Origin of the sequence: Herbaspirillum sp. 1173 (genome assembly GCF_031455335.1) — a bacterium.
In the GTDB taxonomy this organism is placed as follows: domain Bacteria; phylum Pseudomonadota; class Gammaproteobacteria; order Burkholderiales; family Burkholderiaceae_D; genus Herbaspirillum; species Herbaspirillum huttiense.
On sequence record NZ_JAVDSP010000001.1, the window covers coordinates 861080 to 880010 of the forward strand.

Below are 18931 nucleotides of genomic sequence, written 5' to 3' on the forward strand. Positions count from 1 at the left end.
CAACGATCACAAAAGTCACGTGTCTCCGGAGGCCATGATGTCGTCCACCCCTGTCCAGGACTCCCCCGCAGCGGGGCTGCTGCAGCCCGGCCGCAATTGCTGGCGGGTGGAACATGCGCAGCGTTTCAAGCTGCTCATCGACGCCGCCGATTATTTCCGCGCCTTGCGCATGGCCCTGATCAACGCCCGGCGCAGCGTCTTCATTCTCGGCTGGGATATCGACAGCCGTACCGTCCTGGTACCCGATATCACTGACACCGACGACGGCCTGCCGCCGCAGCTGGGTGACCTGCTGCATGCGCTGGTCGAGCGCCAGCCCGATCTGCACATCCGCGTGCTGAATTGGGACTACGCCATGCTCTACGCGCTCGAACGTGAATGGATGATTGCCCGCAAGCCGGGCCGTGCGCGTAACAAGCGTCTGCATTTCCGGACCGATGCGCGCCATCCGGTCGGCGCTTCGCATCATCAGAAGATTGTGGTGATCGATGACAAGCTGGCGTTCGTGGGCGGCCTCGACCTGACCCGCTGCCGCTGGGATACGCCGGAACATCTGCCAGAGAACCCGCTGCGTCGCGATCCCGACGACAAGCCTTACGCCCCTTTCCATGACGTGCAGGCCATGGTCGATGGCGATGTCGCCCGTGCCTTGGGCGAACTGGCGCGTCGGCGCTGGAGCCTGGCCGGCTACGCCGAACGCCGTACTGCGCTGACACAAACCACCAGCATGCCTGCCGGTGATCCTTGGCCTCAGGGTTTCGAGCCCGATGTGTGCGATCTGCGGGTCGGCATCTCGCGCACCGAACCTGCCTATGAAGAACGTCCGGGGGTGTTTGAAGTGCGCGAACTCTATCTTGATGCCATCGCCGGCGCGCAGCATCACCTGTTCTTCGAAAACCAGTACTTCACCTCGAACGTGCTGTCCGAAGCGATTGGCGCGCGCCTGCGCGAACCGCAAGGCCCCGAAGTGGCCGTCATATCTCCGCAGACCCAGAGCGGCTGGCTGGAGCAGGCCACCATGGGCGCGCTGCGCGCCCGCATCCATCACCGTCTCAAAAGCGCCTTGGAAAACCAGGGCGAGCAGGCCGCTACGCGCTACCAGATGTATTGCCCGCACCTGCCCGGCCTGGAAGATGGCTGCTGCCTGAACGTCCACAGCAAGGTCTTCAGCATGGATGACCGGCTGTTCTCGGTCGGCTCGGCCAACATGAGCAATCGCTCCATGGCCTTCGACACCGAATGCAACCTGACCATCGAATTGCAGGGCGATGCCGCCAAGCAGGACGAAATCCGCGCGGCCATCGCGCTCATGCGCAACCGCCTGCTGGCCGAGCATCTGGGCGTCGCACCTGCCGATGTGCAAGCCGCCCTTCAGCAGGAGCAGAGCCTGCATGGCGCCATCGCCCGCTTGCGCAAGGCAGAACGGCGCGAACTGCGCCCCATGGATCCGCGCCTCATCCCCGAGCTGGATGCCTTGACCCAGGACAATGCCGTCTTCGATCCGGAACGCCCCATCAGTCCCGATGAAATCGTCGATGCTTATGTGCCGCACAGTGCCAGAAAGCCGGTCCCGCGCCGCATGATCGGCCTGGGCGTGCTCGCCGTGGCGCTGGTGGTCTTTGCATTGGCATGGCGCTTCACGCCGCTGCGCGAATGGATCAATCTGAGCTCGCTGATTGCGCTGGCGCGCAGCGTCGACCAGATGCCCTTCACGCCGGCCATCGTGATTGCGGCCTTCGTGGTGGCGGGCATGCTGATGGTACCCATCACGGTGCTGATCGCGGTCGCGGGGGTGGTGTTCGGGCCGGTGAATGGCGGCCTGTATGCCACGGCGGGCGTGGGCTTGAGCGCCCTGCTCGGCTTCGGCTTGGGCCATTGGCTGGGGCATGACGCGCTGCGCGACATGCTGGGTCCACGCATCAACAACCTGAGCCGACGCTTTGCCCAGCGCGGCATCGCTGCCATGGCCGTGGTGCGGCTGCTGCCGATTGCGCCCTTCACGGTCGTCAACGTGGTGGCGGGTGCGTCGCACCTTGGCTTGCGCGATTACCTGCTGGGCACCCTGATCGGCATGGCCCCGGGTATCGCGTTGACGGTGGTGTTCTCGCACAATCTGGCCGAAGCCATTCGCCATCCGAGTTTGCAGACTGTGCTGATTCTCGTCGGCGTGACTGCCGCGCTGATGTTGATGGCGTTTGGCTTGCAGAAGCTGCTCAAGCCGCGCGTCGGGAAGAAATCGAAATCGTCCGCACCGTCCGCCCGCAAGAGCCCTGCGCCGCGCACTCCGGGCGATGAGGACATGGCGCGCGTCAGCGCCGAGCATGGCGTGGAGGCGAGGCAGGCCTGATGCGCTCCGGTAGCCTGTCCCATCGTGCCGCCGAGCACCAGCCGGCATCGACGGCGGAGGCGCGTTCCGATACGGAACTCGTCCTCACCGGCGATGTGCCCTTGCGCGACCTCGACCCATGGCCGCTCACCGTGGCGACGTACAACATCCATGGGGCGATCGGCACCGATGACGTATTCTCCCCGCAGCGCATTGTCCAGGTGCTCAAGGAAATCAATGCGGATGTGGTGGCCCTGCAGGAAGTGCCCCTGGGCGGCTCCTCGCAGCCGGATGTGCTGTCCTTGCTGAGGAAAGAGACTGGATTTTTCGCGGTCGAGGGACCGACCATGGAGAGTGCCGAACGCCGTTATGGCAATGCCGTCCTGAGCCGCTACCCCATTCTGGCCAAACAGAGCATCGACTTGTCCTTCGGCAGCCGCGAACCGCGCGGCGCACTGGATGCGGATATCGATTGCCACGGCCACATGCTGCGCGTGATCGCCACCCATCTGGGGCTCAAGCCCGCTGAGCGGCGTGCCCAGATCAAACGGCTGCTGCAGGCCTTCGATACCGACCAGGCACCGGTGATCCTCATGGGCGACGTCAATGAATGGTTCATGTGGGGGCGTGCCCTGCGCTGGCTGGTTTCCCACTTCGAGGCCGCACCCGCGCCGCGCACGTTCCCATCTCGCTGGCCGCTGTTTGCGCTGGACCGCATCTGGATCAGCCCGCGTCAACGCCTGCTGCAGGTGCAGGTCCACCGCACCGCCCTGTCACGCGTGGCCTCTGACCATTTGCCGCTGGTGGCCCATATCGATGGCTGACCAGCTGATAACGCGAAGGATCAGCCTGCGCTGCGCTTGCCGCTCCACAGCTTGACTGCCAACGCGATCCAGATCAGCAGGAACAGCATGTTGCCGGGCAGCCAGATCATCTGCGTCCATACATAATCGCGTACCCACATCGAGACTGCCTCACGGCAATCGCAGACGTGATCGGCGTAAAACAATTCGCCGCCGCTGCGCGCGGCGACGAACTGCAGCCAGAGAAATCCCAGCAAAAACGGAATGCCGACGAAGCCGGTGAGACACCAGCGCCGCATCTTGCGATAGCGGCGGCAGAATTCCTGGCCATCGCCGGAAGCATCACCGCCCCGGCATGACTGCATAGCGTTGCTGTGCATATTTCCCCCTTGCACTGGCATATGTTGCATGTGTGGTCTGCCCCTGGGTTGCCCACGCGCCGTCGTGACGACGCCCAAATGCGCGGCGGCAACCATGCGCCAGTCTCCCGTGAGGGATGCTGGCAATGACTGTTCGGATCAACGTCGTCTGGAATTGCGCCGGCCTGCACCGGTGCATGGGAAGAAGCAGGTCACCCACTGAGCAGGTGGCTCGCATTTCCCGAGGGCTGTCCTCCGCGCCCTCTGCGGAGGAAGAGATGGATTTTTGTCGTCGAAAGCCGCCGTCTGCTGGCGCTTTCAGCGTATCCCGGTGGCCCGGAATCGCTGATTTTTGACGCAAAAGTTCACTTGCCCAGAACCAATACGATACGTTTCGTCTCGGATTCTAGGTGCAATCGGGGTACTGCTCAATAAAATTTACGTTTGTTGGCTCGAAATTTTACTTGGCGTCAAAAGGGGTTGGGACAGCGCAATGCTGCCCAGGACCAGTTTCAGTTGGGACTGGATCTGGCGTTCGTCGATGTCGGCGCTGCCGGTCAGCAGACGCTGCAGTACGGGGGCGTACAGCAGGTCGAAGACCAGGTTGAGGTCGGCATCTTCCCGGAATTCACCGCGCTGGGCGCCACGGCGCAGCACGTTGACCAGCGCCAGGCGGCGCGGCTCCAGGTAGTTGTCGTTGAAAATGCGGCGGCTCTCGGGCTCGAACTGAGCCAGCGCGATCATCTCGCGCACCACCCGGCCGGACTTGCCACGCAACAGTTGGGACAGTTGCAGCATGTGCTGTTCGATGTCGTCGCGGGCCGAACCGCTGTCGCCCAGCGGCGGCAAGGGTTCGACCGCGCGCAGCAGGGCTTCCATGGCCAGTGCGCTCTTGTTGGGCCACCAGCGGTAGATGGTGGCCTTGCCTACGCCGGCGCGCGCCGCCACGCCCTCCAGGGAGAGCTTGTCGAAACCGATCTCCTCGAGCATCACATAAGTGGCATCGAGGATGGCGTCATGACTGACGGCATTCCTGCGGCGACCGGTGGCCGGATCGGAGATGAAGGTGAGAGAAATGATGTGCTCCAGATGACAAAGGCATGTTTTCCGTCATTGATAACGGCATGCTTTTGGACAACTTGAGCGATTGACAGCAAAAAAACGAAGATTTTTGTGACAAAAATCCCGGAAATCTCATTACTGCATCGTCACCGCGTCCAAGGGACGGCCGAAACGCTCCAGACGCGGCTTGTAGAACTGGTCGGCATCCAGGGAGAAGGCGATGCGGCGGGTGCGCCCCATCAGCTCGCTGCGGGCGAAGAAGCCGAAGTAGCGCGAATCCATGCTGTTGTCCCGATTGTCGCCCAGCATCATGTAATGATCGGCCGGCACCACCACCGGGCCGAAGCTGCTGTGCATGCTGGGATGGGCCTCGGACAGGCGCACCAGGTGATTCATCCCGTCCAGCCTTTCATCGCGGTAGCGCGCCTGGTCGACGCCATCTCCGCTTTCGGGACGCGCGTGCGCCGGGCCGTAGCTGGCGGGCTGGCCATTGATGAAAAGCACGTTGTCACGCAGCTCCACCACATCGCCCGGCAGCCCGATGATGCGCTTGAGCAGCAGTTCGCCGGCCTGCCGCGAATCGATGGTGACGATATCGCCACGCTGCGGTTCACCCAGGCGCAGCAGGCTGATGTGGGTGAGCGGCAGGCGCAGGTCATAGGCCAGCTTGTCGACCAGGATGCGGTCGCCCACCATCACGGTCGGCAGCATGGAGCCGCTGGGCACCACGTTGTAGTCGGCGATGGCGCTGCGAAACACCACCATCAGCGCGATGAAGGCCAGCAGGCCCTTGTTGGCTGCTGCCAGTTGTTTGAGGGGGAAGCTCATGTTGCCGTCTCGTTGTTTGTTTTCACGAAGACCACCATGCTAAATGAAATCAGCTCCATGCGGGCTGGACGCTGCGCAAGGGCGAGGCCGGCCGGTCCCACGCCATCTCGGCCGCCCCCACGCTGAGCGGGCCTCGCAGGCGCCGGGCCGGGCCCCAGACGGTCATTTCCAGATGCGGATGCACATCGGCCATCGTTTCGGGGGCCAGCGGCGATTGGCCTGAGCCGGCCGGATAATCGGCCAGCAGGCGGGCAGTACGGGCCAACGACAAGCGGTATTGGCTGCCGCCACCGGTCTGGCGCCGGGTGAGCCCGCGCACGGCGGCCGCCGCCATCAGATAACCGGTCGCATGGTCCAGCGCCTGCACCGGCAGCGGTACCGGCTTGTCGCTGCCGGCGGCGCGCATGCCGGCCTCGGCAATGCCGCTGCTCATCTGCACCAGGCTGTCGAAGCCGCGCCGCGACGACCACGGACCGCTCCAGCCGTAGGCATTGAGGGCCACATCGACCAGCCCGGGGTTCAGTTCGCGCCGCCGATGCGCACCCAGCCCCAGGCGCTCCAGGGCATCGGCACGATACCCGTGCACCATCACGTCGGCCTGCCGCACCAGCGCTTCCAGCACGGCGCGCCCGGCTGGCTGGCGCAGGTCCAGTCCGGCGCAACGCTTGCCGAGCGTCATGTCGGGAACCACGCCGGGCTCCTCCCACGAGGCCGGGTCGATGCGCAGCACATCGGCCCCGAAAGCGGCGAGCAAACGCGTGGCAGTCGGGCCGGCCAGCACCCGCGTCAGATCCAGTACCCGCACCCCGGCCAGTGGCCGCACCGGGTCCACCGGGCGCGGCGCGGCCGCAGCCGCATCGAAGTAACGGCAGGCCACCAGCGGCTCGGCCGCCACGGCCGCGCCTTGCGGATGGCTTGCCCATTGCACCTGGCTGCGCATTTCGGCGGCGCAGCCACCGTGGGCTACCACGGCGCTTTCCAGTTCGCTGGCGCGCCAGCCCGAGACGGCACGACCCACGTCCTCGCGCGTGGCCTGCCCTGCATCCAGCCCCAGCGCTGCCAGGGCTGCAGCACGGTGATGGCTGGCGTTGGTGTGCAGGCGGATCCAGCCATCGGCGGCGCGGTAATCGCCCGCTACCGCATCCCACAAAGGCGGCGGCGCCCAGCCCTCGGGCCGCAGGCTGCTGCTGAACCACATCGCTGCAAGGCGGCGATCGCAGCTCACCTCGGGGTAAGCCCCGCCGGCACCGCTGACCAGCCCGGCCAGCGCGAGTCCGGCTGCCGCCACCGAGGCCTGGGCCAGGTCGGTGGTGGCAAACACCGACGGCAAACCGCCCTCGCCCGTCAGGCCCACGGCGGCAAGAGCGTCAGGATCGCCGTCGAGGGCGCTCCACATCATGGCAAGCATGGCTTGCGAGGGGGAAAGGGATGTCATGGCAATCCTCGGAATGAAAGGGCGATGACTGCAGGATACTAGCCTTGAATTAATCGTCAATATTGATTAATTTAATCAACTTGTCTGTCTTTCAGGGCCCCCATGAGCCGCTATCTTTCCTCTTCCGAGGCCGCCACCTTGCTCGGCGTATCCCGCCAGACGCTCTACGCCTACGTCAGCCGCGGCCTGCTGCACGCCCATCCCGGCGGGCAGGCCCGCGACCGCCGCTACCTGGCCGCCGAGGTCGAGCGGCTGGCCGCCAGCCGCTCCCGTGGACGCAAGCCGCGCGAGGTGGCACGGGCAGCACTGGACTGGGGCTTGCCGGTGCTGGAATCGGCGCTCACGCTGATCGAAGACGGCCGGCTCCATTACCGGGGCCATGATGCCGTGACCCTGAGCGCCGAGGCCAGCGTCGAAGAGGTCGCCGCCCTGCTCTGGGATTGCGCGGTGGAGGATGCCTTCGGCCCGGTGCCGCCGGCCCGGCCGCCGCGGCTGGAGAGCGTCCAGTCCGAATGGAGCGCAGGCCGCGCCGAGCAAACCTTGCTGCCGCTGTTTGCCCTGGCCTGCGCTGAAGACATCGGCGCCCAATGGCACCTGCCGCTGGCGCGCCAGCTGGCCAGCTGCGGCTTGCTGGTACGCCGCCTGGCGGCCTGCCTGCTCGGAACGGCGCCTTCCACCGCGCCCCTGCACCAGCAATGTGCCAGCGCCTGGGGACTGGATGCGGCCGGTGCGCAGCTGGTACGCCGTGCCCTGGTGCTGTGCGCCGACCACGAACTCAATGCCTCGGGTTTTACTGCCCGATGCATTGCCTCGACCGGCGCCAACCTGCAGGCGGCCGTCATCGGCGGGCTGGCCGCGCTGTCCGGGCCGCTGCATGGCGGCACCACGGCGCGTGTCGAAGCCCTGCTCGAGACGCTGGATGAACAGGACGATCCCGCTGCCAGCCTGCGCCAACGGCTGGCACGCGGCGAAGAGCTGCCCGGCTTTGGCCACCATCTCTATCCGCAGGGTGACGTGCGCGCTTCCGCCCTGCTGGCGCCGCTGCTGCCGGTCCATCCGCGCTGGCAGCAAACCATCGAGGTGGTCCGCGAACTGACCGGCCATCCCCCCTCGGTGGACTTTGCCCTGGCCGCCGTGCGGCGCCATCTGCACCTGCCGCCCGGCAGTGCCTTCGGCCTGTTTGCGCTGGGGCGTTCGCTGGGCTGGATCGCCCATGCGCTGGAACAGGGCCGCAGCGGCAGCCTGATCCGGCCGCGGGCTGCCTATGTCGGTGTACGTCCTGGCTGACAAAATTGTCATGTTGATGTCAGCCTCGCGTTGAGCGGCCGGGCTTACATTAGCGCCGTAAGCAGGGGTCGGCCTCGGGTGCTGAGGGGTGCCGCGTTGCCGGCCAGTCCTTCATCCGCAAGCCATCATCGTGAGCCCTATGGTCGTCCCGTTTCGCCGCGTCGCAGCCAGCGCCCGTCTTCGTCATTTCACTCATCACCCACAACACTCCCCCTTCCGCGCCAAGAAGGGAATGACGGTACTGGTGCTGGCCGCGCTGCTGGGCGGCTGCGCGGTCGGGCCCGATTACGTGCGCCCGGCCATGGATCTGCCCCAGGCCTACAAGGAACAAGGCCCCTGGAAAGTGGCCGCGCCGCGCCAGGCCGATGACCATCAACGCTGGTGGGAAGCCTATGGCGATCCCATCCTCAACGACCTGGTCAATCAGGCCAACGCCGCCAACCAAACCATCCAGCAAGCCGCTGCCCAGTATCGCCAGGCCCAGGCCACAGCCGCCGTGGCGCGCGCCAGCCTGTGGCCGACCGTCGGCGCGCAGGCCGGTGCGGCCCGGGCGCAGACCAATACCAACGGCGTGCAACGCCTGGGCGACAGCTACACCGTGGGCCTGAATGCCTCGTGGGAAGCGGACGTCTGGGGCCGCATCCGGCGCGGTGCCGAGGCCGGCGATGCCAGCGCCCAGGCCAGCGCCGCCAGCCTGGCCGCGGCCCGCCTGGCGATCCAGGCGACGCTGGCGCAGAACTACCTGCAACTGCGCGTGACGGACCTGCAAAAGGATTTGTACCGCCGCACGGTCGAGGCCTATACCCGCTCGCTGCAACTGACCACCCATCAATACGAAGCCGGTACCGCCCTGCGTTCCGACGTCGCCCAGGCGGAGACGCAGCTGCGCTCGGCCCAGGCCCAACTGATCGACCTGGACGCCACCCGCAACCAGCTGGAACACGCCATCGCCATGCTGATCGGCAAGGCACCGGCGGCCTTCAGCCTGGCTCCCCTGCCAGCGGCGGCGGCCACCGACAGCGGCATGGATGCCAATGCCCTGCGCCTGCAGGCCAGCCTGCCGCAGATTCCGGCAGGTTTGCCCTCCGACCTGCTGGAGCGCCGCCCCGACATCGCCAATGCCGAACGCCTGGCCGCTGCCGCCAACGCCAATATCGGCGTGGCCCGTGCGGCTTACTTCCCGACCCTGACCCTGTCGACCACCGGCGGCTACAACAGCGCCTCGTTCGCCGACCTGTTCAACACGCCCAGCCGCGTCTGGTCGCTGGGTGCAGCGCTGGCCGAGACGCTCTTCGATGGCGGCGCGCGCACTGCCCGCAACGACGCAGCGATGGCCGCCTATGACGCTGCCGCTGCGCAATACAAGCAGACCGTCCTGGCCGGCCTGCAGGACGTGGAAGACAACCTCTCCACCCTGCGCGTGCTGGATCAGGAAAGCGCGGCCCAGGCCCAGGCCGTCAGATCGGCGCAGCTGGCCGAACGGCTGGCCATGAGCCAGTACCAGGCCGGCACCGTGACGTATCTGTCGGTTGTCACCACCCAGGCCACCTCCCTGACCAACCAGCGCAGCGCAGTCACCCTGCTGGGCCGCCAGTTGGTCGCCAGCGTGGCGCTGATCAAGGCCACCGGCGGCGGCTGGCAGGTCGGACAGACCGATCCGGCCAGCGTGCAGGCACCGATGGCTGCGCGCTGATGTGCGCGGCCCATCTTCCGAATCCCATGTGCATTTTCCAGGACGAGTTTCAGGCATGACCACCTCACCCAACTCCCCCAAGACTTCCCCGACTCCGCAACGCTCCCCGCTGGCCATCGTCGTGGCGACAGCCCTGATCCTGGCCGCCGGCGTCGGCGGCTGGAGCGCCATGCAACGCGCCACCGCGGCCGATCAGCCTGCCACCAAGGCACTACCCCCGGTATCGGTCTCGGTGGCCCGCGTGCAGGAGCGCGATCTGCCGCTGTATCTGGCCGGCGTCGGCACGGTCACCGCCAATGCCAGCGTGGTCGTCAAGACCCGCATCGACGGCCAGCTGGACAAGGTCGGCTTCGAGGAAGGCCAGGAGGTCAAGAAGGGACAACTGCTGGCGCAGATCGACCCGCGTGCGCTGCAGGCGCAACTGGCGCAGGCCGAGGCGCAACGGGCCAAGGATGCGGCCACCCTCATGAATGCGCGCCTGGACCTGCAGCGCTACACCACCCTGCGCAGCCAGGATGCGGCCACCCAGCAGCAGCTGGATACGCAGAAGGCGCTGGTGGCGCAGCTGGAGGCAGCGGTCAAGACCGATGAGGCGCAGGTGGCCTATGCCAAGGTGCAACTGAGCTACACCACCATCAATGCGCCACTCTCGGGTCGTGTCGGTGCGCGCCTGGTCGATCCGGGCAATATCGTGCATGCGGCCGATGCCAATGGCCTGGTGGTCATCAACCAGATCGATCCGATCACGCTGGTCTTCACCCTGCCGGAAGAAGCCGTGGTCGGCATCAACCGGGCCCAGCGCAACAGCCAGCAGCCGCTGAAGGTGGTCGCCTATGCGCGCGACTCTCAGGAAGTACTGGCCACCGGCAAGCTGATCCTGCTGGACAACCAGATCAACACCACCAACGGCACTGTGCAGTTGAAGGCACGCTTCGACAATGCCGAACACAAGCTGTGGCCGGGCCAGTACGTCAATGCCCGCCTGCAGATGAACAGCCACGGCAACGCCCTGACCGTGCCCGCTGCCGCCATCCAGCGCAACCAGCAAGGCACTTATGTCTATGCCATCGACCAGGACGACAAGGCCAACATGCAACCGGTCAAGGTCGACCGCATCCAGGACGGCGTCGCCGTGCTGGCCGCCGACAGCGGCGTGACGGCGGACCAGCGCGTGGTCATCGACGGCCAGTACAAGCTCAAGCCGGGCAGCCGCATCGTGGAAAGCAAGCCGCAGCCGGCCAAGGGCGCTGTTGCTGCTGCGCCTGCCGCCAACGCTGACGCGAAAGGAAGCACCAAGTGAGCGTCTCCGCCGCCTTCATCAAGCGCCCCATCGGCACCACGCTGCTGGCCATCGCCATCCTGCTGGTGGGCATCGCGGTGTGGCCGCTGTTGCCGGTCGCGCCCTTGCCGCAGGTCGATTTCCCCACCATCCAGGTGACTGCGCAATTGCCGGGAGGTAGTCCCGAGACCATGGCCTCCAACGTGGCACAGCCGCTGGAACGCCAGTTTTCGCTGATCGCGGGTCTCTCGCAGATGACCTCGCAGAGCACCCTGGGCAGCACCCAGATCACCCTGCAGTTCGACCTCAACCGCAACATCGATGCCGCCGCGCTGGACGTGCAGGCCGCCATCAACGCCTCCACCGGCCAGTTGCCGGCCAACCTGCCCAATCCGCCGACCTTCCGCAAGATCAATCCGGCCGATTCGCCCATCATGATCATGTCGGTGCAGTCCGATGCGCTGCCGCTGACGGTGGTCAACGACTATGCCGACAACATCCTGGCCCAGCAGATCTCGCAGATCTCGGGCGTGGGCCTGGTGAGCGTGAACGGCCAGCAGAAACCGGCCGTGCGCATCCAGGTCGATCCGGCCAAGATCGCTACGCTGGGCATCAGCCTGGAAGACATTCGCGGCGTCATCGCCACCACCACGGTGAACCAGCCCAAGGGCACGGTCGATGGCGCGCGCCAGGCCTTCACCGTCTATACCAACGACCAGCTGCTCAAGGCCGAGCAGTGGAACGACATGGTCCTGGCCTGGCGCAATGGCGCGCCGATCCGCGTCAAGGACATCGGCATCGCCATCGACGGCCCGGAGAACAACAAGATCGCCGCCTGGGCCTTCGCCGGTGCGGCCAATACGGCCGATCACACCATCAGCAATGGCCGCTCCATCGTGCTGGCCATCACCAAGCAGCCCGGTGCCAACGTGATCGAGACCGTGGGCCGCATCAAGGCCGCCATGCCACGCCTGCGCGCGGCCATCCCGGCGGCGATCAACGTCAACACCCTGATCGACCGTACGCAGACCATCCGCGCCTCCGTGGAGGATGTGGAATTCACCCTGGTGCTCACCATCGCGCTGGTGGTGATGGTGATCTTCGTGTTCCTGCGCAATGTGGCGGCCACGCTGATCCCGTCGGTCACGGTGCCGCTGGCCATCATGGGCACGGCCGGGGTCATGTACGTGGTCGGCTACAGCCTCGACAACCTCTCGCTGATGGCGCTGACCATTGCGGTCGGTTTCGTGGTGGATGACGCCATCGTCATGCTGGAAAACATTTACCGCTACGTCGAGGAAGGCATGTCGCCGCTGGAAGCGGCCCTCAAGGGCGCGGGCGAAATCGGCTTCACCATCATCTCGATCTCGGTGTCGCTGGTGGCGGTGTTCATTCCGCTGCTGCTGATGGGTGGCATCGTCGGGCGGCTGTTCCGCGAATTTGCAGTGACGGTCACGCTGACCATTGCGGTCTCGGTCATCATCTCGCTCACGCTCACACCCATGCTGTGCTCGCGCTTCCTCAAGAACGAGCATGGCCGTCAGCACGGCAAGCTGTATCAATGGTTCGAACGCTGCTTCGATGCCATGCTCAATGGCTACAAGCGCGGGCTCGACGTGGTGATGAAGCACCAGTTCATCACGCTGATGAGCTTCATCGCCACGGTGGCCCTGACGGTGGTGCTGTTCATCTTCATCCCCAAGGGTTTCTTCCCGCAGCAGGACAATGGCGTCATCGTCGGCTTTGCCGAGTCGGCCCAGGATACGTCTTCGGCGGCCATGCAGGAACGGCTGCTGAAGGTGGCTGAGGTGGTGCGCAAAGATCCGGACGTGATCGGCTTTGCCATGAGCGCCGGTTCCACCACCTTCAATACCGGACAATTCTTCATCGCACTGAAACCCAAGGATGAAGGCCGCACCACCAATGCCGACGAAGTCATCGCGCGCCTGCGTCCGCAGGTGGCCAAGGTGCAAGGCGTGAACCTGTTCATGCAGGCCAGCCAGGACATCAACGTTGGTGGCCGCCTCTCGCGCACCCAGTACCAGTACACCATCACCGACACCGACCTCGATGAACTGAACGTCTGGGCACCGCGCATGCTGGAGCGTTTCCGGCAGCTGCCGCAGCTGACCGACGTGGCCTCCGACCAGCAGAACCAGGCAGCAGCAGCGGTCATCACCATCGACCGGGCACGCGCCTCCAGCTTCGGCATTTCGCCTTCGCTCATCGATGCCACCATCTATGACGCCATCGGCCAGCGCCAAGTGGCGCAATACTTCACGCAGATCAACAGCTACCGCGTGATTCTGGAGGTGACGCCACAGTTGCAGAAGGATCCTGCACTCTTCGACAAACTCTACCTGACCTCGCCCCTGACCGGCCAGCAGGTGCCGCTGTCGACCTTCGTGAAGGTCGATACCACCAAGACCTCTTACCTGTCGATCAGCCACCAGAGCCAGTTCCCGGCGGTGACGATTTCCTTCAACCTGGCCAAGGGCGTCTCGCTGGGCGAGGCGGTGGACATCATCCAGAAAACCAAGGACGAGATGGGCGTGCCGCAGACCCTGGTGGGCAACTTCCAGGGAACGGCCAAGGCCTTCGGTGATTCGCTGGCCTCGCAGCCTTATCTCATCGCGGCCGCCCTGATCGCGGTCTACATCGTGCTGGGCCTGCTCTACGAGAGCTACATCCATCCGCTGACCATTCTCTCCACGCTTCCCTCGGCCGGCGTGGGGGCACTGCTGATCCTGATGATCGGCGGTTACGACCTGTCGGTGATCGCCCTGATCGGCATCATCCTGCTGATCGGCATCGTCAAGAAGAACGGCATCATGATGATCGACTTCGCCCTCACCGCCGAGCGCACCCAGGGGATGAAGCCGGAAGAAGCGATCTACCAGGCCTGCCTGCTGCGCTTCCGTCCCATCATGATGACCACCATGTGCGCCCTGCTCTCGGGCCTGCCGCTCATGCTCGGCCATGGTGCCGGCTCCGAGCTGCGCCGTCCGCTGGGTTATGCCATGGTCGGCGGTCTGGTGCTGTCGCAGGCGCTCACGCTCTTCACCACGCCGGTGGTCTACCTTTACCTGGACCGTGCGCACTACTGGTACGAACGCAAGAAGAAGGCAAGGCAGGAACGCAAGGCCGCGCGCCTGGCGCAGGAACATTGACTCCGTAGCTGTTCATCAACAAGGGGAGCCGGGAAGGTAGAATCCGGCATGGGCCGGCGCCGGGGAATGTTCCCGGCGCGGCCAGTGGAGACCGAATGAAGATCCTGATAGTCGAAGACGAGCAAAAGATGTCCGAATACCTCTGCAAGGGCCTCACCGAGCAGGGATGCGCGGTGGATGTGGCCAGCAACGGCATCGACGGGCAGCACCTGGCGATCCAGCATGACTACGACGTCATCGTGCTGGACGTGATGCTGCCGGGCCTGGATGGCTTTGCCGTGCTGCGTTCGCTGCGTACCGTCAAGCAGACGCCGGTCATCATGCTGACCGCGCGCGACAGCGTGGAAGACCGCATCAAGGGCTTGCATGACGGCGCCGATGATTACCTCATCAAGCCGTTCTCCTTCCTGGAACTGCTGGCCCGCCTGCAGGCCCTGACCCGCCGTGGCCGCGTGCAGGAAGCGCCGCAGCTGCGCATCGGCGACCTGCAGATCGACCTGATCTCGCGCAAGGCCTTCCGGGGCGGGCTGCGCATCGACCTCACCGCCAAGGAGTTCGCCCTGCTGGCCGTGATGGCACGCAGACAGGGCGAGATCCTCTCCAAGACCGCCATCGCCGAACTGGTCTGGGACATGAATTTCGACAGCAATACCAACGTGGTGGAAGTCGCCATCAAGCGCCTGCGCGCCAAGATCGACGCGCCCTTCGAGCAGAAGCTGCTGCATACCGTGCGCGGCATGGGCTACGTGCTGGAGCCGCGCGCCACCTCCGATGCCGGCGATGAGTGAGACCGCTGCCGCGCCGGCAAAGAAGCGCCGCCTGCCGCTGCGCCAATCCATCACCGCGCGGCTGGTGCTGATGTCGGCGGCGTCGGCCCTGTTGATCTTCGCAGTGGCCGGCGTGGCGCTCTACACCGTCCTGAAGGGGGAACTGCTGCGCCACGAACGCGATGCCCTCTTCACCACCCTCAACGACATCAGCTACCAGATCGAGCGCGCCGGCAATACCGAGCGCTGGGCCCGCGTACAGTTGAAACTGTCGACGCTCTCGCAGGCCGACCAGCACGTGTTCTTCTGGATCGCCAGCGATGATCCCCGCTACACCTATGGCGACCTGACGCGGCTCGCGCCCTCGGCCATCAATCATGCCGACGGCAAACAGGTCGGCCGCCTGCACCTGCCGGGACGCGCCTATCCACTGCACATCATGACGCGCACCCTGCCGGCCTTCGAGGATCGTCCTGAAGTGCGCGTGACGGTCGGTGTCGATGGCGCTCCCTACTTCGAGATGCGCCGCACCTTCCTGCTGGCCACCAGCATTTCTTCGCTGCTGGGCATCGTGCTGGCGGTCATCTCCAGCTACTGGATCGCTCGAGCGGGGCTGGCCCCGCTGCGGCGCATGTCAGCGCGCGCGCAAAGCTTTTCGCCACGCAAACTGTCAGCTCGCATGCCGGTGGAAGCCTTGCCGGAAGAATTGTCGGTATTGGCCGATGCCTTCAACGGCGCGCTCGAACGCATCGAGCAGGCCTATACGCAACTGGAAGCCTTCAATGCGGACGTGGCCCATGAGTTGCGCACGCCGCTGGCCAACCTGATCGGCGAGACCCAGGTGGCGCTGGCGCGCGAACGCAGTGCGGGGGAATTCAAGGACGTGCTGCAATCGAACCTGGAAGAGCTGGACCGCATCCGTTCCATCGTCAACGACATGCTGTTCCTGGCGCGCTCCGACCAGGGCGAAGCGGCCACTGCCCGGGTACCGGTGCGGGTCGCCGAAGCGGTGCAGAAGACCGTGGATTTCTTCGAGTTCGTGCTGGACGACACCGGCATGTCCATCACCGTGGCGGGCGATCTGGAGGCCACGGCCACCATGGAAACGGCGCTCTTCAAACGCGCCCTCACCAACCTGATCCAGAACGCCATCCAGCATTCGCCGCAGGGCGCGCAATTGCGCATCGACATTTCCGGTGGCGAAGAGATGGTGCGCGTGGCCGTGACCAATCCCGGCCCGGCCATCGACGAGCAACACCTGCCACGCCTGTTCGACCGCTTCTACCGAGTCGACAGCGCGCGCCAGGACATCAACGGCAGCCACGGCCACGGCCTGGGGCTGGCCATCGTCAAGGCAGTGGCCCGCATGCACGGCGGGCGCGCTTTTGCCAGCAGCAGTGGCGGGCACAATACCATCGGCTTTACCATCGCGCGCCAGTGAACGCGCCGGTTGTACTCAATGGCGCGATGGCTCAATGGCTCAATAACCGCGCTTGAGATCGACATTGGCAGCGATCTCTCCGGTGTTGCGATAGCGGCGGATATTGGCGGCCACGATGGCTGAAGCGGTGCCCGAATCGGTCGGTGCCGAACAATGCGGCAGTACCGTCACCGCAGGATGCGACCAGGGCCACGCCTCTGGCGGCAAGGGCTCGGTGGCGAACACGTCCAGCACCGCATGGCGCAACCTGCCCGCATCCAGCGCCTCGCGCAGCGCCTCATCATTGATGATCGGCCCGCGTGCGAAATTGATAAGCTGTGCCTGAGGAGGTAGCAGTGCCAGCCGCACTGCATCCAGCAGTCCGCGCGTTTCGGCCGTCAGCGGTAGCAGGCAGACCAGAATGTCGGTCTGTGCCAGCATCTCCGCCAGTCCGTCCATGCCGCTGCAGGTCCGCACGTCGGGCACGTTGCGCGCACTGCGGCTCCAGCCCAGCACCGGGAAACGCGCCTGGCGCAATGCCACGGCTGCCGCTTCACCCAGCGCGCCCAGGCCGAGGATGGCTACGCGGCGCTGCTCCGGCAGCACATAGTCCAACGGCCTCCATTGCCGCGCCTGTTGCTGGCGCGCGTAATGCGGCATGTCGCGATGCAGATAGAGCGTCCAGGCCAGCACGGCTTCGGCCATGGTGGCGGCCAGGCGCGGATCGACCAGGCGCGTGATCTGCAAGTCGCTCTGTCCGAGATCGGCCACCAGCCGCTCGACTCCGGCCCAGACGCTATGCACCCACTGCAGTTGCGGCAGCAATTTCAGCTGCGCCGGATCAGGATTGGCGACGATGGCCACGCGGCATTGCGCGCGTTGGTCTTCGTCCAGCTCGCTGAAGGCGATGATCTCTTCCTCCGGCATGGCCGCGCGCAAAGCTTGCAACCACGACGCTACCGCAGCGGGATCACTCTGGCTGACGAAGGGGATCGGCATGGGCGCGCTCATTTGGCGTACACCGTCGCCAGATCGCGGAAGCCCTTGACTTCAATGGGGTTGCCCGAGGGATCGAGGAAGAACATCGTGGCCTGCTCGCCCGGTTCGCCCGCAAAGCGGATCTGCGGGGCCAGCACGAATTGCACCTCCCCGCTGGCGCTGAGGCGATCCGCCAGTTGCTGCCATTCATCCAGTTGCAGGATCACCCCCAGGTGCGGCATCGGCACCAGATGATGGCCGACATGGCCGGTATTGCTCACGGCAAACGGTTCACCCAGGTGCAGCGAAAGTTGATGGCCGAAGAAATCGATGTCGACCCAGGTTTCGGTGCTGCGCCCTTCGGCGCAACCCAGCAGGTCGCAATAGAAGTGGCGCGACTGGTCGAGGTCGCGCACGTGGTAGGCCAGGTGGAAGATGGATGGCATGGACAGTCCCGGATCGGCAGGCAGGTTGCGAAAGCCGACAAGCATACCGCAACCGTCATGCTTGTATGGAAACAAGCCAATAATGCTTCCCTACAAGAGCCACGGGGCAGGATTGACATGCGTCAAGCAGTTCGGGATTTGCGCTGGACGCATGGAGGTGCCCGGCCTAATCTGCCTGCATGGCATCCCGCCCCGGATGTCTTCCCCCACGAATTTCCGAGGAGCCACCATGAGCTACAAGTCCATCCTGGTCCACGTCGACCAGTCGCGCCACGCCGCCCAGCGCATCCGCATTGCCGCCGAGCTGGCCCGCGCACAGCAGGCGCACCTGATCGGCAGCGCCGTCAGCGGCATCTCCAGCTTCATCACCATGGAAGGCGCGGCCTACATCGCGGCGCAGATGGATGGTTTCCGCGACCGCGCGCTGGCCGCGCTGGAAAATTTCGACAAGATCGCCAACAGCGTCGGCGTGCCCTCCTGCGAAAAGCGTTTCGTCGATGACGACGCCGAGGGTGGACTGGCCCTGCAGGCGCGCTATGCCGACCTGGTAGTGGTGAGCCAGGCCGACCTGGACGATGCCGATGACAGTTTCCTCACCGACCTGCCCGAGTACGTCATGCTCAATTCACCGCGCCCGGTGCTCATCATCCCCAGCGCCGGTGAATTCAAGCAGGTAGGCAAGAATGCCCTGATCGCCTGGGATGGCAGCATGGAATCGACCCGCGCCATCACGGCCGCCCTGCCCCTGCTGCGCCAGGCCGACAACGTGACGGTGGTGCTGTTCAACTCCGACAAGCGCCTGGGTACCCACGGTGAACAGCCCGGTGCCGACATCGCGCTCTATCTGGCGCGCCATGGCGTGAAGGTGGAAGTGGCACAGGAACAGACCACGCTCGATATCGGCAATGCCCTGCTCTCGCTGGCTGCCGACAAGGGCTCCGACCTGCTGGTCATGGGCGGCTACGGACACACCCGCTTCCGCGAAGTGCTGCTGGGCGGCGTGACGCTGACCATCCTCAAGACCATGACGCTGCCGGTGCTGATGGCGCACTGACACCGTCAGCAACACTTGCGCGGA

General features: G+C 65.3%; 15 protein-coding genes. 9 read left to right on the plus strand and 6 right to left on the minus strand.

Annotation, left to right across the window (positions count from 1 at the left end; translation table 11 throughout):
* The first annotated feature begins 37 nt into the window (after positions 1 to 37).
* Both J2X56_RS03950 and J2X56_RS03955 read left to right on the plus strand, forming a co-directional pair.
* Positions 38 to 2347 (plus strand): VTT domain-containing protein, encoded by a 2310-nt coding sequence (locus J2X56_RS03950; RefSeq protein ID WP_310158368.1) that lies wholly within the window; start codon positions 38 to 40, stop codon positions 2345 to 2347.
* Entirely contained in the window at positions 2347 to 3150 is an 804-nt protein-coding gene (locus tag J2X56_RS03955) for an endonuclease/exonuclease/phosphatase family protein (RefSeq protein ID WP_134136433.1), read from the plus strand. The genes J2X56_RS03950 and J2X56_RS03955 overlap by 1 nt, the downstream gene beginning before the upstream one ends.
* 20 nt (positions 3151 to 3170) lie before the next feature.
* Here the strand turns inward: J2X56_RS03955 and J2X56_RS03960 are convergent, their stop codons facing one another.
* The 4 genes from J2X56_RS03960 to J2X56_RS03975 form a co-directional block, all read right to left on the minus strand.
* A complete protein-coding gene (locus J2X56_RS03960) occupies positions 3171 to 3605 on the minus strand; it encodes a hypothetical protein (RefSeq protein WP_227022714.1) in 435 nt (144 codons plus the stop codon).
* Positions 3606 to 3926: 321 nt separating this feature from the next.
* Positions 3927 to 4577: a TetR/AcrR family transcriptional regulator gene (locus tag J2X56_RS03965; protein ID WP_280920959.1), complete on the minus strand. Its 651-nt coding sequence runs from the start codon at positions 4575 to 4577 to the stop codon at positions 3927 to 3929.
* A 108-nt stretch (positions 4578 to 4685) separates the two neighbouring features.
* Positions 4686 to 5378: a signal peptidase I gene (gene lepB, locus J2X56_RS03970; RefSeq protein WP_134136435.1), complete on the minus strand. Its 693-nt coding sequence runs from the start codon at positions 5376 to 5378 to the stop codon at positions 4686 to 4688.
* Between the two features lie 49 nt (positions 5379 to 5427).
* Entirely contained in the window at positions 5428 to 6813 is a 1386-nt protein-coding gene (locus tag J2X56_RS03975) for a CoA transferase (RefSeq protein WP_134136436.1), read from the minus strand.
* A gap of 102 nt (positions 6814 to 6915) precedes the next feature.
* On the opposite strand from J2X56_RS03975, the gene J2X56_RS03980 reads away from it, so the two are divergent.
* From J2X56_RS03980 to J2X56_RS04005, 6 genes are all read left to right on the plus strand, one after another.
* The gene (locus tag J2X56_RS03980; RefSeq protein WP_134136437.1) at positions 6916 to 8100 is read left to right on the plus strand and encodes a citrate synthase family protein; all 1185 of its coding nucleotides are present in this window, start codon (positions 6916 to 6918) and stop codon (positions 8098 to 8100) included.
* A gap of 232 nt (positions 8101 to 8332) precedes the next feature.
* Positions 8333 to 9793 carry an efflux transporter outer membrane subunit gene (locus tag J2X56_RS03985; RefSeq protein WP_227022715.1) on the plus strand — a complete coding sequence of 487 codons (1461 nt, stop codon included), beginning with the start codon at positions 8333 to 8335 and terminating at the stop codon, positions 9791 to 9793.
* 55 nt (positions 9794 to 9848) lie between these two features.
* Entirely contained in the window at positions 9849 to 11093 is a 1245-nt protein-coding gene (locus tag J2X56_RS03990) for an efflux RND transporter periplasmic adaptor subunit (protein ID WP_121045589.1), read from the plus strand.
* Positions 11090 to 14242, plus strand: a complete 3153-nt coding sequence (locus tag J2X56_RS03995) for an efflux RND transporter permease subunit (RefSeq protein ID WP_121045590.1) — start codon at positions 11090 to 11092, stop codon at positions 14240 to 14242. Before J2X56_RS03990 ends, J2X56_RS03995 begins: the two co-directional genes overlap by 4 nt.
* A gap of 95 nt (positions 14243 to 14337) precedes the next feature.
* Positions 14338 to 15030 carry a heavy metal response regulator transcription factor gene (locus J2X56_RS04000; protein ID WP_034341551.1) on the plus strand — a complete coding sequence of 231 codons (693 nt, stop codon included), beginning with the start codon at positions 14338 to 14340 and terminating at the stop codon, positions 15028 to 15030.
* Positions 15023 to 16450 (plus strand): heavy metal sensor histidine kinase, encoded by a 1428-nt coding sequence (locus tag J2X56_RS04005; RefSeq protein WP_134136440.1) that lies wholly within the window; start codon positions 15023 to 15025, stop codon positions 16448 to 16450. The genes J2X56_RS04000 and J2X56_RS04005 overlap by 8 nt, the downstream gene beginning before the upstream one ends.
* Positions 16451 to 16489: 39 nt before the next feature.
* Here J2X56_RS04005 and J2X56_RS04010 read toward each other — a convergent pair whose 3' ends face one another.
* Together J2X56_RS04010 and J2X56_RS04015 are read right to left on the minus strand one after the other, a co-directional pair.
* Positions 16490 to 17440: a glyoxylate/hydroxypyruvate reductase A gene (locus tag J2X56_RS04010; RefSeq protein ID WP_134136442.1), complete on the minus strand. Its 951-nt coding sequence runs from the start codon at positions 17438 to 17440 to the stop codon at positions 16490 to 16492.
* Positions 17437 to 17853, minus strand: a complete 417-nt coding sequence (locus tag J2X56_RS04015; RefSeq protein WP_034341547.1) for a VOC family protein — start codon at positions 17851 to 17853, stop codon at positions 17437 to 17439. Before J2X56_RS04015 ends, J2X56_RS04010 begins: the two co-directional genes overlap by 4 nt.
* A 229-nt stretch (positions 17854 to 18082) precedes the next feature.
* Between J2X56_RS04015 and J2X56_RS04020 the strand changes: the two genes are divergently transcribed.
* On the plus strand, positions 18083 to 18907 hold the full coding sequence (locus J2X56_RS04020) for a universal stress protein (RefSeq protein ID WP_121045592.1): 825 nt from the start codon (positions 18083 to 18085) through the stop codon (positions 18905 to 18907).
* The last annotated feature ends 24 nt before the right edge of the window (positions 18908 to 18931 follow it).

What these genes read in the sequence shown, in the direction of transcription:
- J2X56_RS03955 (WP_134136433.1), top strand. Translation starts at nt 2,347, where the DNA reads ATGCGCTCCGGTAGCCTGTCCCATCGTGCCGCCGAGCACCAGCCGGCA.
- J2X56_RS04010 (WP_134136442.1), bottom strand. Translation starts at nt 17,440, where the DNA reads ATGAGCGCGCCCATGCCGATCCCCTTCGTCAGCCAGAGTGATCCCGCT.
- J2X56_RS03980 (WP_134136437.1), top strand. Translation starts at nt 6,916, where the DNA reads ATGAGCCGCTATCTTTCCTCTTCCGAGGCCGCCACCTTGCTCGGCGTA.
- J2X56_RS03985 (WP_227022715.1), top strand. Translation starts at nt 8,333, where the DNA reads ATGACGGTACTGGTGCTGGCCGCGCTGCTGGGCGGCTGCGCGGTCGGG.
- J2X56_RS03975 (WP_134136436.1), bottom strand. Translation starts at nt 6,813, where the DNA reads ATGACATCCCTTTCCCCCTCGCAAGCCATGCTTGCCATGATGTGGAGC.
- J2X56_RS04020 (WP_121045592.1), top strand. Translation starts at nt 18,083, where the DNA reads ATGAGCTACAAGTCCATCCTGGTCCACGTCGACCAGTCGCGCCACGCC.
- J2X56_RS04000 (WP_034341551.1), top strand. Translation starts at nt 14,338, where the DNA reads ATGAAGATCCTGATAGTCGAAGACGAGCAAAAGATGTCCGAATACCTC.
- J2X56_RS04005 (WP_134136440.1), top strand. Translation starts at nt 15,023, where the DNA reads ATGAGTGAGACCGCTGCCGCGCCGGCAAAGAAGCGCCGCCTGCCGCTG.
- J2X56_RS04015 (WP_034341547.1), bottom strand. Translation starts at nt 17,853, where the DNA reads ATGCCATCCATCTTCCACCTGGCCTACCACGTGCGCGACCTCGACCAG.
- J2X56_RS03950 (WP_310158368.1), top strand. Translation starts at nt 38, where the DNA reads ATGTCGTCCACCCCTGTCCAGGACTCCCCCGCAGCGGGGCTGCTGCAG.
- J2X56_RS03960 (WP_227022714.1), bottom strand. Translation starts at nt 3,605, where the DNA reads ATGGTTGCCGCCGCGCATTTGGGCGTCGTCACGACGGCGCGTGGGCAA.
- lepB (WP_134136435.1), bottom strand. Translation starts at nt 5,378, where the DNA reads ATGAGCTTCCCCCTCAAACAACTGGCAGCAGCCAACAAGGGCCTGCTG.
- J2X56_RS03990 (WP_121045589.1), top strand. Translation starts at nt 9,849, where the DNA reads ATGACCACCTCACCCAACTCCCCCAAGACTTCCCCGACTCCGCAACGC.